This window comes from Flavivirga amylovorans, from assembly GCF_030540875.1.
Taxonomy (GTDB): Bacteria; Bacteroidota; Bacteroidia; order Flavobacteriales; family Flavobacteriaceae; genus Flavivirga; species Flavivirga amylovorans.
Genome location: NZ_JAUOEM010000003.1, coordinates 483,628 through 496,651 on the forward strand (window position 1 = coordinate 483,628; position 13,024 = coordinate 496,651).

Annotated in this window: 13 protein-coding genes; 7 read left to right on the forward strand and 6 right to left on the reverse strand. The window is 30.6% G+C overall.

Features of this window, described 5'->3' with window-relative positions; all coding sequences use genetic code 11:
* Window positions 1-7 precede the first annotated feature (7 nt).
* From efp to Q4Q39_RS10570, 5 genes are all read right to left on the reverse strand, one after another.
* Window positions 8-574, reverse strand: a complete 567-nt coding sequence (gene efp, locus Q4Q39_RS10550) for an elongation factor P (protein ID WP_303282418.1) — start codon at window positions 572-574, stop codon at window positions 8-10.
* Between the two features lie 25 nt (window positions 575-599).
* Entirely contained in the window at window positions 600-1,385 is a 786-nt protein-coding gene (gene lpxA / locus Q4Q39_RS10555) for an acyl-ACP--UDP-N-acetylglucosamine O-acyltransferase (RefSeq protein ID WP_303282419.1), read from the reverse strand.
* A 1-nt stretch (window position 1,386) separates the two neighbouring features.
* A complete protein-coding gene (locus Q4Q39_RS10560) occupies window positions 1,387-2,796 on the reverse strand; it encodes a bifunctional UDP-3-O-[3-hydroxymyristoyl] N-acetylglucosamine deacetylase/3-hydroxyacyl-ACP dehydratase (RefSeq protein WP_303282420.1) in 1,410 nt (469 codons plus the stop codon).
* Window positions 2,787-3,809 (reverse strand): UDP-3-O-(3-hydroxymyristoyl)glucosamine N-acyltransferase, encoded by a 1,023-nt coding sequence (gene lpxD / locus Q4Q39_RS10565; RefSeq protein ID WP_303282422.1) that lies wholly within the window; start codon window positions 3,807-3,809, stop codon window positions 2,787-2,789. Before lpxD ends, Q4Q39_RS10560 begins: the two co-directional genes overlap by 10 nt.
* 151 nt (window positions 3,810-3,960) lie before the next feature.
* Window positions 3,961-5,172, reverse strand: coding sequence for an HD domain-containing protein (locus Q4Q39_RS10570; protein ID WP_303282423.1), 1,212 nt, complete (start codon window positions 5,170-5,172; stop codon window positions 3,961-3,963).
* A 108-nt stretch (window positions 5,173-5,280) separates the two neighbouring features.
* On the opposite strand from Q4Q39_RS10570, the gene porX reads away from it, so the two are divergent.
* The 4 genes from porX to Q4Q39_RS10590 all read left to right on the forward strand — a co-directional run bounded on the left by porX (window position 5,281) and on the right by Q4Q39_RS10590 (window position 8,154).
* Window positions 5,281-6,834, forward strand: a complete 1,554-nt coding sequence (gene porX, locus Q4Q39_RS10575; RefSeq protein WP_303282425.1) for a T9SS response regulator signal transducer PorX — start codon at window positions 5,281-5,283, stop codon at window positions 6,832-6,834.
* 85 nt (window positions 6,835-6,919) lie between these two features.
* Window positions 6,920-7,330 carry a tRNA (adenosine(37)-N6)-threonylcarbamoyltransferase complex ATPase subunit type 1 TsaE gene (gene tsaE / locus Q4Q39_RS10580; protein ID WP_345075500.1) on the forward strand — a complete coding sequence of 137 codons (411 nt, stop codon included), beginning with the start codon at window positions 6,920-6,922 and terminating at the stop codon, window positions 7,328-7,330.
* Window positions 7,331-7,526: 196 nt separating this feature from the next.
* Window positions 7,527-7,670, forward strand: a complete 144-nt coding sequence (locus tag Q4Q39_RS10585; RefSeq protein ID WP_303282426.1) for a hypothetical protein — start codon at window positions 7,527-7,529, stop codon at window positions 7,668-7,670.
* The gene (locus Q4Q39_RS10590) at window positions 7,633-8,154 is read left to right on the forward strand and encodes a hypothetical protein (protein ID WP_303282427.1); all 522 of its coding nucleotides are present in this window, start codon (window positions 7,633-7,635) and stop codon (window positions 8,152-8,154) included. Before Q4Q39_RS10585 ends, Q4Q39_RS10590 begins: the two co-directional genes overlap by 38 nt.
* Here Q4Q39_RS10590 and Q4Q39_RS10595 read toward each other — a convergent pair.
* Window positions 8,151-10,577: a TonB-dependent receptor domain-containing protein gene (locus Q4Q39_RS10595; protein ID WP_303282428.1), complete on the reverse strand. Its 2,427-nt coding sequence runs from the start codon at window positions 10,575-10,577 to the stop codon at window positions 8,151-8,153. The genes Q4Q39_RS10590 and Q4Q39_RS10595 overlap by 4 nt on opposite strands.
* 206 nt (window positions 10,578-10,783) lie before the next feature.
* Between Q4Q39_RS10595 and Q4Q39_RS10600 the strand changes: the two genes are divergently transcribed.
* The 3 genes from Q4Q39_RS10600 to Q4Q39_RS10610 are packed head-to-tail and all read left to right on the forward strand — an operon-like array spanning window position 10,784 to window position 12,999.
* Window positions 10,784-11,983, forward strand: a complete 1,200-nt coding sequence (locus Q4Q39_RS10600; RefSeq protein WP_303282429.1) for an alanine dehydrogenase — start codon at window positions 10,784-10,786, stop codon at window positions 11,981-11,983.
* A gap of 44 nt (window positions 11,984-12,027) precedes the next feature.
* Entirely contained in the window at window positions 12,028-12,399 is a 372-nt protein-coding gene (locus Q4Q39_RS10605) for a hypothetical protein (RefSeq protein ID WP_303282430.1), read from the forward strand.
* Between the two features lie 3 nt (window positions 12,400-12,402).
* The gene (locus Q4Q39_RS10610) at window positions 12,403-12,999 is read left to right on the forward strand and encodes a sugar transferase (protein ID WP_303282431.1); all 597 of its coding nucleotides are present in this window, start codon (window positions 12,403-12,405) and stop codon (window positions 12,997-12,999) included.
* The last annotated feature ends 25 nt before the right edge of the window (window positions 13,000-13,024 follow it).

The window sequence follows — 13,024 nt, forward strand, 5'->3', positions numbered from 1 at the left end:
TTATACATTATTCCTTTACACGTTCTTTATAGGTTCCTTTATCTGTTTCAACCTTTATTTTGTCTCCTTCATTAATAAATAAAGGGACATTAACAGTTGCTCCAGTTTCAACAGTAGCAGGTTTTGTTGCATTGGTTGCTGTGTTTCCTTTTACTCCTGGTTCTGTTGCTGTTACTTCTAATATAACACTTGCAGGCATTTCTACTGAAAGTGGCATATTGTCTTCAGAATTAATAATAACCGTTACAACTTCTCCTTCTTTCATTAAGCCAGGATTATCTAATGCAGATTCCACCAATTGAATTTGCGTATAATCTTCAGTGTTCATAAAATGATAATACTCACCATCATTATATAAAAATTGAAATTTATGGGTTTCAACACGTACATCATCTAGTTTGTGACCAGCAGAAAAGGTGTTGTCTAAAACTTTACCACTAGTAACACTTTTCATTTTCGTTCTAACAAAAGCAGGGCCTTTACCAGGTTTTACGTGTAAAAATTCTATTATTTTATAAATATCATTATTATATTTAATGCATAATCCATTCCTAATATCACTTGTAGTTGCCATAAAATATTTTTTGTGTAATCGTTAATTAATTTGATTTGAAATATCCTTTCATGATACCTCTATGTGAATTTTTAATAAACTGAAGAATTTCATCACGTTCTGGTGTTGCTTCCATTTCTGCTTCAATAATTTCTGAAGCTTGTGTATTATTATAATTCTTTTGATAAAGGATTCTAAAAATATTTTGAATCTCTCTTATTTTTTCTGTTGTAAATCCACGTCTTCTTAAGCCTACTGAATTTATACCAACATATGATAAAGGTTCACGAGCTGCTTTTACATAAGGAGGCACATCTTTTCTTACCAAAGATCCTCCGGTAACAAAGGCATGATTACCTACAGATACAAATTGATGTACAGCAGTCATACCTGCTAAAACAACATAGTCTCCTATTGTTATATGACCTGCTAGTGTGCTGTTATTAGAGAAAATGCAATTATCACCAACAATACAATCGTGAGCAATATGGCAATATGCCATTATTAAACAGTTGTTACCGATAACTGTTTTCATTCTATCGGTTGTACCTCTGTTAATAGTTACACATTCTCTTATAGTAACATTGTTCCCTATTTCTACAGTCGTGTCTTCGTCATTATATTTTAAATCTTGTGGAACTGCAGAAATAACTGAACCAGGAAAAATATTGCAATTTTTACCAATACGGGCACCTTCCATAATGGTTACGTTACTTCCTATCCAAGTTCCTTCACCTATTATTACATTATTATTAATGGTTGTAAATGGTTCTATTACAACGTTTTTAGCAATTTTGGCTCCTGGGTGAACGTAAGCTAGTGGTTGGTTCATATTATTTTTTAACTTTAGAGATTTGAGCCATTAGTTCTGCTTCTGCACAAAGTTTACCGTTAGAATAGGCGTAACCTTGCATGTGACAAATACCGCGGCGAATAGGAGTAATTAACGAACATTTAAATATTAGCGTATCTCCTGGGATTACTTTTTGTTTAAACTTAACATTATCCATTTTCATGAAAAAGGTTAAATAATTTTCCGGATCCGGAACGGTATTAAGCACTAGAATACCTCCTGTTTGCGCCATGGCTTCTACGATTAAAACACCAGGCATTACTGGAGCTCCTGGGAAGTGACCAGCAAAAAACTGCTCGTTCATAGTCACGTTTTTCATAGCAATAACAGCGTTGTCTGTAAGCTCAAAAACTTTATCTATTAACAAAAAAGGCTGTCTGTGAGGTAACATTGCCATAATTTGATTAACATCCATTAGAGGCGGCTGATTCAAATCTATATTTGGCACGTTATTACGACGTTCATTTTTAATTATTTTAGACAGCTTCTTAGCAAATTGTGTATTTACAAAATGGCCAGGTTTATTAGCTATTACTTTACCACGAATTCTTGTTCCTATAAGAGCTAAATCTCCTAAAACGTCAAGTAATTTATGTCTCGCTGCTTCATTTGGGTAATGCAAAGTCAGGTTATCTAAAATACCATTTGGCTTTACAGCAATAGAATCTTTATTAAAAGCAACTCTTAATTTCTCCATTGTTTCTGGAGATAATGCTTTGTCTACATAAACAATGGCATTATTAAGATCGCCTCCTTTAATTAACCCATGCTCTAAAAGCATTTCTATTTCATGCAAAAAACTAAACGTACGTGAATTTGAAATATCTTTTTTGAAATCTGAAATTTTATTTAAAGTAGCATTTTGTGTTCCTAAAACTTTAGTACCAAAATCTACCATAGTAGTTATTTGGTATTCTTTAGAAGGCATAACTAAAATTTCACTCCCTGTTTCTTCATCAGTATATGAAACAATATTAGTAATTACAAACTCTTCTCTAAAAGCATCAAGTTCTATGATACCAGCTTTTTCAATAGCATCAACAAAAAACTTAGATGATCCGTCCATAATTGGAGGTTCTGAAGCATTCAACTCAATAATAGCATTATCAACATCTAATCCTACTAATGCAGCAAGTACATGCTCTGAAGTTTGAATTGTTACACCATTTTTCTCTAAACAGGTACCTCGTTGTGTATTGGTAACATAATTAGCGTCTGCTTCAATTATTGGTGTCCCTTCTAAATCAACTCTTCTAAAAGCTAATCCAGAATTTGCAGGAGCTGGTTTAAAAGTTAAAGTAACATCTTTTCCTGTATGTAAGCCGACACCTGTTAAAGAGATTTCACCTTTAATGGTTCTTTGCTTTATTTCAGTATTAACTATTCCCATTTATTTTTTTCTAAATCATTAATATTTTTTACAATCTTAGGTAAGTTTTTAAAATGCACATATGATTTGTTATAATCACTTAATGCTAATGCTGGAGATCCTTGCAGTATTTCGTCATCTTTTACATTTCTTGCAATTCCAGATTGAGCTTGTATTTTAACATTATTACCAATAATGATATGTCCAGCGATGCCTACTTGGCCTCCAATTTGACAATATTCACCAATTTTAGTGGAACCCGCAACACCAGATTGTGCTGCTATAACGGTATGTTTACCTATTTCTACGTTATGTGCAATTTGAATTTGATTATCTAATTTAACACCTTCTCGTATTATTGTAGATCCCATAGTTGCTCTATCTATAGTGGTTCCAGCTCCCACATCAACATGATCTTCTAAAATAACATTCCCAATTTGAGGGATTTTGCTATAACTACCATCTTGATTTGGAGCAAAACCAAATCCGTCAGCTCCAATGATTGCACCAGAGTTTATGACGCATGCATCTCCCATAATAGTATCTGAATAAACTTTGGCTCCAGAAAAAACAATGGAATTATCTCCAATAGTCACATTATCTCCTATATATGCATTTGGAAAAATCTTAACATTATTTCCTATTGAAACACTTTTACCTATATATGAGAATGCTCCAACATAGACGTTATCACCATATATTGCAGATTCCGATATGTAGGAAGGTTGCTCAATGCCTACTTTGTTAAGTTTAACCATATTGTAATACTCAAGTACTTTAGAAAAAGCAGCATAAGCATCTTCAACTTTGATTAATGTGGTATTAATATCATTTTCGGGAACAAAGCTTTTGTTTACTATTGCTACAGAAGCTTTTGTTGAGTATATATATGGCGTATATTTTGGATTAGATAGAAATGTCAAAGATCCTTGAGTTCCTTCTTCAATTTTAGATAATTTTGAAACTTCCATATTTGGGTCGCCAACAATATCACCTTCTAATATTTCCGCTATTTGTTGTGCTGTAAATTTCACACTGAAAAGTTTGTAGTTTTTGTTTGATTGACGCAAAAATAGGAAAAATGTACTAAAGTTTTTCATGTACAGATGCTTATTGTTTTCTGTAAACATTTGTAGCATTTTGCTGTAGTAATTTTTTTAAATAATAAAAAAATTACTACAGTGTTTATTTAGGGCAACATATATAATATTTTGTCACTGGTTTAGATAAAGCCTTAAGGTTTAGTTGATCTGAAGCCTTAACAATATCTTCAATTTTTCCAGATTTGTGCAAAATGTTTATTCCTTGATGTTTTAATCGATAAGCTTGATTAGAGATTTTACCCGTAAATACAAAATATTCTGCCTCCTCTTCACTTATATTATGGGCGTTAATTAAATTTTGAATATGTTTTTCAAGGCTTTTTTGTTTTATTTCTTTCTTTTTTAATTTTACTTTCAACAAATCTCGATTAATTATCATTTTGCTTAGATGATTAAGAACAAAATCATTATGATATTGCCAGTTTTTCATAGCTGATATAATATCGTAATCATCTAATTGAGAAAAAACGTCAAGTATATCGTTACTAAAATCATCAATAGATATTTTATTTTCTAAAAAGAACAGTAAAGCCTTGCTGGCTTCCAGCTTAACCCCTCTATTGTATAACTCTTTAGCGCGCTTTAAAACTCGAATTAATAATTGTTCTGCTGCTAATCCGGTTTTATGTAAATAAACCTGCCAATACATAAGGCGTCTTGCAACAATAAATTTTTCGACACTATAAATTCCTTTTTCTTCAACAACTAATTCATCATTAACAACGTTAAGCATTGTTATTAATCGCTCACTATTTATATTGCCTTCTGCAACTCCTGTATAAAAACTATCTCTTTTTAAATAATCAGCTCTGTCCATATCTAGTTGCCCGGAAATAAGCTGACACATGAATTTTCTAGGGTACTCACCTTTGAAAATTTGAATAGCAAGCGTTAAACTTCCGTTAAATTCTTTATTTAATCGCTCCATAAAAAGCAAAGAAATATCTTCATGAGACACGTTATTTACAATACTATGTTCCATGGCATGAGAGAAAGGACCATGACCAATATCGTGTAATAATATAGCGACGTAAAGTCCTTTTTCTTCTTCTTCAGAAATCATAACTCCCTTAAAACGAAGTACATTAACAGCTTGCTGCATTAAATGTACACATCCTATGGCATGATGAAATCTGGTATGGTGAGCGCCTGGATAAACCAAATAAGACATTCCCATTTGGGTAATCCTTCTTAAACGCTGAAAGTATTTGTGTTGAATTAAATCGAAAATAAGCGAATTTGGAATGGTAATAAATCCGTAAATTGGGTCGTTTAAGATTTTAAGTTTATTCAAACTTGAAAAGTTAATGTTTATATAGACACAAATATAATTATATGTAGTCTATATATAAGAACATTATTAAAAACAATTACTAATACAAGACTATTTAAAAACACTTAAATGAATACAATACAAATACTTTGGGTAGATGATGAGATCGATTTGCTAAAACCTCATATTCTGTTTTTAGAACAACGTAATTATAAAGTTACAAAATGCATGAGTGGTACAGAAGCTATTGATGTTATAGATGAAAAAAGTTTCGATATTGTATTTTTAGATGAAAATATGCCTGGACTTACTGGTCTTGAAACTTTAAATGAAATAAAAGAAAAGCAAGACAACCTTCCTGTGGTTATGATTACTAAAAGTGAGGAAGAGTATATTATGGAAGAGGCCATTGGTAATAAAATAGCAGATTACCTTATCAAGCCCGTAAATCCTAATCAAATATTATTAAGTTTAAAGAAAAACTTAGATAATTCTCGGTTAGTATCTGAAAAAACGACTTCAAACTATCAACAGGAATTTAGAAAAATAGCCATGGATTTATCTATGGTTAATTCTTACGAGGAATGGGTGAATCTGTATCAAAAACTTATTTATTGGGAAATTCAGTTAGAAGACATTGAGGATCCTGGCATGTTTGAAATTTTAGAGTCTCAAAAAAATGAGGCAAACATTCAGTTTGGGAAATTTATAGAAAAGAATTATGCTGATTGGTTTGAGCCAAACACAGAATCTCCAATAATGTCACATACTCTTTTTAAAGAAAAAATCGCTCCTGAGATAAGTAAAGAGCAGCCTACGGTTTTAATTGTTATTGACAATTTACGCTATGACCAATGGAAAGTTTTTGAACCCATTATTAACAATTATTATAAAAAGATTAAAGAGGACGCATTTTTTAGTATTTTGCCAACGGCAACTCAGTATGCCCGTAATGCCATTTTTTCTGGATTAATGCCTAGTGATATGGAAAAATTATTTCCAGAATATTGGAAAAATGACACTGATGATGGTGGAAAAAACATGCATGAAGCCGACTTTTTAGATACACAGATGAAACGATTAGGGTTAACTCATTTGAATTATGACTATCACAAAATCACAAATCTAAAAAATGGTAAAAAACTAGCTGATAATTTCAAATCACTTAAAAACAATGATTTAACTGTTGTTGTCTACAATTTTGTTGATATGTTATCACATTCTAAAACAGAAATGGAAGTTGTTAAAGAACTAGCTTCAAATGATAAAGCATATAGGTCTTTAACATTAAGTTGGTTTAAAAATTCCCCTCTTCTGGATATGATACAGCAGGCTCAACAATTAGGATTTAAACTTATTCTAACAACGGATCATGGTACTATTAATGTTAAGAACCCTTCCAAAGTCATTGGAGATAGAGACACAAGTTTAAATCTTCGTTATAAAACCGGGAGGAGTTTGACCTATGATGACAAGGATGTGTTGGTCTTTAAAAACCCAAAAGAAGCTCACTTACCTTCTATTAATATGAGTAGTTCTTATATTTTTGCAAAAAGTGATTTGTTTTTTGCTTATCCTAATAACTACAATCATTATGTTAGTTATTTTAGAAATACGTATCAGCATGGAGGCGTGTCGCTTGAAGAAATGATTATTCCCTTTGTCGTATTTAACCCAAAATAATCTATAAAAAGCAAAAAACAACGATTAAATGCGTATTTTTGTTGCTTTTTTAATTTTTTATGATTATAATTGTGTGTAAAATTTTATGAAATTGGAAATTAATTTTGGATTAAATGATGTCGAAAATATTGCAAAACAAGTAGTTAAAAATGCAAAAACTAAGACATTATTATTTTATGGAGATATGGGAGTTGGAAAAACAACACTAATAAAAACCATCGTAAAAGTTTTAGGTAGTGATGATGAAGTTAGTAGTCCAACATTTTCTATTGTTAACGAATATCAGTTAAATAATGATAAAATATATCATTTCGATTTATATAGAATACATGATTTAGAGGAAGCCTACAATTTTGGAATAGAAGATTATTTAGATTCTGAACATTGGAAATTAATTGAATGGCCAGAAAAAATAGAACCCATTCTAAATGATCGTTTTGATAGAATTAATTTAAAATTAGATTCTGATAATCATAGAATTATAAAATTAAATTAACAAGCAAATTACTAACATAACATTAGCTTAAACAAATAAATAGCAGAAAAAGTACTCCGAATTTTGAAGTTTTACGGGAAAACCACATTGTAAATTTAAACAATGTTTGATTTTAACATTTTTTTAACATTTCGCGACATACTTCAAAATAGCCTTTAGTTACATTTGGGTATATTAATTAATAAATCCCTTTAAAATGAAAACTAAAAAGTACTTAATCGCAATCGCGATTTTCGGAGGAATGTTGTTTATGGCTCAAGCTGCTGATGCTTACAACCAAGATGGAGAACAAACAGCAAAAATTGACAAATCGAAAATCAAAGCAACGAACGTCAGATAATAAGAATATAGTAACTGGTAGTATAATTGCTACTTTAATAGCTATAACCCCTTATTTATTTTATTTGCATGAAAGTGTTCCAAATACAAAAATTTGGAACACTTTTTTGTTTACATATAACAGTGGACATTTTGAGAGTGCAAATGTTGCTATGTGGATTTTCACAGGCAAGCTAATACCTTTATTTTTATTGTTTATTTGGTTTTTCACATGTCGACATTGGTGGTATCATGCTCTTTTGGTGCCTATTGCAATGTTTACGTATCAAATATTTGGTACTTTAAATGAAGAGATAAAGTATATAGATACTAATCAGTTGATTTATTTAATACCAATAATGGCCATTATTATACCATCAATTTACCTCATTAGAGCTCGTATTTTTAATAAAATTAATGAAGCAAATAAATCTCTGGAAGAGTTGGAAGAAGAATTTAAAATATCCCCTAAAAACTTTTGGGGCAAAATAAAAGAATATTTTTAGTTATTATTTAGTCTATCTCTTTCTTGTAATTCAATTTCTTTTTTATTGGTATTTAATCTGAAGTTTCCAAAGTTGTAATGAAACCCTAATGTAAACAATCTATTTTCTATCCTGGAATTTAAAAATATATCTTGATTTAAATATTTGGTCATTTTTGTAAAGTTTTGTGTATTAAAAATGTCCGTTACACCAATACTTAAAGCCGCTCTATTGTCTAAAAATATTTTTCTCAAATTAATATTTAATCCAGATCTATTGCTTGTTATGGATGGGCCATCAGCCACTGGAGAAATATATAAAAAAGAAACGTCTGCAGTTAAACTCTTATCTTTTAAAAAGGAAAAATAATTAACGAATTGTCCATATAAAGACCATTTATCGTTAGTAGTTATTTCATTATTGCTTTCTAATGCAAAAAATCGATTGTCATAATAAAAAAACGATGATAATATATATAAATTCCAACGATTAGCCAACCTCGTATAGGTTGTGAAGTCCAATCCATAAGAAACACTTTTATTAATATTTGTGTTAATGTATTTTAAGACATTGTCATCATTATCTTGAAATACAATTTCTAAGGTTGGGTTATTTTCAGTACGATAGTAAATCTCAAAAGTATATTTGGCATTTAATGTATATCCAAGAGTGAAAACATCATCAATTTGAGGTTTTAAATCTGGATCCCCTGTATTATATGCATTATCATTTAAGAAATATTTAAAGGGGTTTAATTGATTATATCTAGGTCGATGAATGCGCTTGTTATAATTAAAATACAACTTATTATCATCATTTAATTTATGTAATAAATAAAACGATGGAAACAATTTCAGATAATCATTATCACTGTTTTGATTCGTTGACAATGAATTTCCTTTAATATCAGTATACTCTGCTCTTAATCCAGATTTAAAACTCCAATGCTCCCAATCTTTTGAATAACTTATATAGGCTGCATAATTAGTTTCGTCGTATAAAAAGGTGTCTGAATTTTGAAAGTCTTCTATCTTTTCGTCATTTTCAAAAATAAACTGATTTAAAACACTTTCTGAATTAATATTAGAGACCTTCCCTCCTGCTTCAAATTGTGATGAACCACTTATTGGCAATTCATAGTCTACTTGACCTGTGTATAATTTTATGACTTGACTCGAAAACGTTTGAAACCTATTACTTCTTATAGGTGTATTATCAGGGAATCGATAATCGGTATCGACGTTTTGGAAACTCGAAAAATCGTAGTTCGTATGATGTGCACTAATAGAAAGCTTCTCCCCTTCTTTTTTAAATTTATGAACATAATCAAGTGTAAAGGCTAGGTTAAAAGTTTCATCGACTAATTTATTAATAGTATTAAAAGTAGAATCTAAAACTTCATTTGAATTAAAAACTTCAGTTAATGAGTTAATAGATGTTTTGGTTTGGTCTCTAGGAGCAATGAGCATGCTTGTTGAAAAAGCTAGGCTATTACGCTCATTTATATTATAGTCAATATTACCATTAATGTTTTGGTTAGAAGTTTTGCGCACTCTTTTATAATCTGTTTCCCAACTTGAAGTATTTTGATTATTGTTATCTATAAAATTTATAGATTCATTATTATGCCTAAAATCTTTTCTAGGATTAACATTGTAGTTTATATAAGTACTAAGCTTTTTTGTTTTAAAAAAATGACTAGTCCCTAGTGAATATTTAGGAAATTCAGAACCTTGTTTATAATTTCCAAATACACTTCCGTGATAACCTGCAATAATGTTTTTACTGGTTATTATATTAAGTACAGCGCCACCTTCTGCTTCGTATTTTGCAGGCGGATTTGTAATAACTTCAATAGATTTTACATTAGTAGCGGAGGTGCCTTCTAAAAGTTGTTGTACTTCACTTGGAGATAAGTGAACCCTCCTATCGTTTATATATATCGTGGGTGTCGATTGTTTTATGGTTATAGCCCCATCATGAACCAATACACCTGGAGTATGTTTTAAAACATCTAAAACATTATCATTTGATAGTGTAGAGTTTTCAACATTAAAAACCAAACGATCTACCATGCGCTTAACGGTTGGTCTTTTTGCAACTACAGTTACTCCTTCGAGTGTTTCTAAATTATCTTCAAGTATTATAGTATCAAAATGAATGTTTCTATCAAGTTCAACTCTGGTAGAATACGCTTTAAACCCAAGGAAGCTAACCTTTAATATATAATCCCCCGCTTTTAGGTTTTCTATTATAAAATAACCTTTTTCATCTGTAGAAGTTCCATTCGCCATTTTCGAACTACCTAAGCTGGTAATTAGAACATTAGAATATGCTATTGGTTTATTATTACCATCTTTAACATATCCATTTAATCTATATTCTTGGGAAAAAGAAGAGAGAGAAAGTAGCAGAATAAAATGATAAAATAAATTTTTAATCATAGTTATATTTGATAGTGCAAACTTATAAATAATTAATTTAAAACAATTTAAGGAAAATTATAATTATTATATTTTTTTTCTTACAAAAACTCAAAACTATATATCTATTTTTGACAACTGTTAAAAAACTAAAATAATTATTTTCAGTTTGCATTAACAATAGAAAATTTATTTGTAATTTGATTTTTTATTAATTAAATCTAACCATGTCAAAACCACTCTCGCCTTTTACAAAGCAGCAGCTTTTACCGCAAGAAGAAACCCTTGAATTACTAAAGCGTAAGGGAGAATTATTTATAGGCATACCTAAAGAGACTGCTTTTCAAGAAAAACGTGTATGTTTAACACCAGATGCCGTGTTTGCTTTGGTAAGTAATGGGCATAAAGTATTACTTGAATCTGGAGCAGGACATGGTGCTAGTTTTAGTGATAAAGACTATAGTGAAGCGGGTGCTGAGATCACAAAAGACACAGCTAAAGTTTTTGCATGCCCTATGATTCTTAAAGTGGAGCCCCCCAGCATAGATCAAATTAAGCTTATTAATCCTCAAACGATATTAATATCTGCGCTTCAAATTAAAACGCAGTCAAAAAAATATTTTGAAGCACTGGCATCAAAACGTGTCACTGCGTTAGCCTTTGAGTTTATAAGAGACGGAGACGGAACCTACCCTGCTGTGAAATCGTTAAGTGAAATTGCTGGAACTGCCTCTGTTTTAATTGCTTCAGAGTTATTATCTGATGCTAAAGATGGCAATGGACTCATGTTTGGTAATATTAGTGGTGTTCCTCCTATAAAAGTTGTTATACTAGGAGCAGGGACTGTTGGTGAGTTTGCGACTAGAAGTTCTATAGGACTTGGAGCAGATGTAAAAGTCTTCGATAATTCTATTACAAAATTAAGAAGAATACAAGCCAATTTGGGTAGGCCGTTTTTCACATCTACACTAACACCAAAAAATTTAACCAAAGCCTTAAAACGTTGCGATGTTGTTATTGGAGCAATACGCGGAACAAATAGAGCGCCAGTAATAGTTTCTGATGCTATGGTACAATCTATGAAAAAAGGTGCTATCATAATAGATGTAAGTATAGATATGGGAGGTTGTTTTGAAACTAGCGAAGTGACCACACATAAAAAACCTACATTTATAAAACATGATGTGATTCATTATTGTGTTCCTAATATTCTTGCCAGATATTCTCGTACAGCATCTGTTTCCATAAGCAATATTTTCACACCTTATTTATTGAAAATAGCCGAGGATGGTGGTATAGAAAATTCTTTAAGATTTGATAGAGGTTTAAAAAATGGGTTGTATTTTTACCACGGAATTTTAACTAGTAAATCTGTTGGTGATTGGTTTGATTTAGATTTTAGCGATGTTAATTTGCTTATATTTTAATTGATTACGATTCTGATCTTGATTTATTTCACTAAACACATTAAATGAAACTTATACAACGCGTTGGCTATTATCTAGGCGGGTTTTCTATTGGATTAATAATTTTAGCTTTCTTTTTAAACGGTAAAAAAACCTCATGCAGCTATGGTCCAGACGCCAGAGTTTTAAAAAATATTAGACAAAAGAAAATTATTTACAGTGATCATATCCAATCTGGTTTAAAACTTAATAATTTAGACTCTACAGCAATAAATTATGTTTTAAAAAAGGGAAATATTAATTTTTCCGAAAGTAATGCAAGACAAAAGCCATGTGGCACATATAATGTTGAAGGAGAGTTCAAAAAGAAAGCCATTATTCTCATTGTTGAAAATTGTGATAGCATTGCTACCATTACTAATTTAAAAATAGATTAGATAATGATCCTTAAACGTAGTTTTGATGTTGTTTTTTCTATATTAGGATTATTAATCCTCTCCCCTTTTTTAATACTAATAGCTCTTTTAATTAAATTAGATTCAAAAGGTTCTGTTCTTTTTGTTCAAGGGCGTGTTGGCAAAAATAATATAGATTTCAATATTTTTAAGTTTCGTACTATGCACGTGCAATCTCAAAATAAAGGATTGCTTACTTTAGGAAATAATGATTCCAGAATAACCAAAGTAGGCTATTTTTTAAGACGCTATAAAATTGATGAATTTCCTCAGCTTATAAATATTTTAAAAGGAGATATGAGTTTTGTAGGGCCTAGACCAGAATTAAGGTATTATGTGAATTTTTATAATGAAGATGATATGCGGATTTTTTCTGTCAGACCAGGTATTACAGGGTTAGCTTCGCTAAAATACAGGAATGAGGTAGAGCTTTTAAAAGCAGCAGAAGACCCTGAAGATTTCTTCATTAATACCATTATTCCAGATAAATTAAAATACAATAAAGAATATATTAGAAAACAAACCTTCTTTTTTGATTTGAAACTTATATGTATTACCATTATTAAGGTTATTACTAAATAGTTGAATGAGATCTGCTTTTTTCAAT

Excerpts from the sequence above, each read along its gene's own strand:
- efp (WP_303282418.1), bottom strand. The coding sequence starts at position 574 with ATGGCAACTACAAGTGATATTAGGAATGGATTATGCATTAAATATAAT.
- lpxA (WP_303282419.1), bottom strand. The coding sequence starts at position 1,385 with ATGAACCAACCACTAGCTTACGTTCACCCAGGAGCCAAAATTGCTAAA.
- Q4Q39_RS10560 (WP_303282420.1), bottom strand. The coding sequence starts at position 2,796 with ATGGGAATAGTTAATACTGAAATAAAGCAAAGAACCATTAAAGGTGAA.
- porX (WP_303282425.1), top strand. The coding sequence starts at position 5,281 with ATGAATACAATACAAATACTTTGGGTAGATGATGAGATCGATTTGCTA.
- tsaE (WP_345075500.1), top strand. The coding sequence starts at position 6,920 with ATGAAATTGGAAATTAATTTTGGATTAAATGATGTCGAAAATATTGCA.
- Q4Q39_RS10585 (WP_303282426.1), top strand. The coding sequence starts at position 7,527 with ATGAAAACTAAAAAGTACTTAATCGCAATCGCGATTTTCGGAGGAATG.
- Q4Q39_RS10595 (WP_303282428.1), bottom strand. The coding sequence starts at position 10,577 with ATGATTAAAAATTTATTTTATCATTTTATTCTGCTACTTTCTCTCTCT.
- Q4Q39_RS10600 (WP_303282429.1), top strand. The coding sequence starts at position 10,784 with ATGTCAAAACCACTCTCGCCTTTTACAAAGCAGCAGCTTTTACCGCAA.
- Q4Q39_RS10605 (WP_303282430.1), top strand. The coding sequence starts at position 12,028 with ATGAAACTTATACAACGCGTTGGCTATTATCTAGGCGGGTTTTCTATT.
- Q4Q39_RS10610 (WP_303282431.1), top strand. The coding sequence starts at position 12,403 with ATGATCCTTAAACGTAGTTTTGATGTTGTTTTTTCTATATTAGGATTA.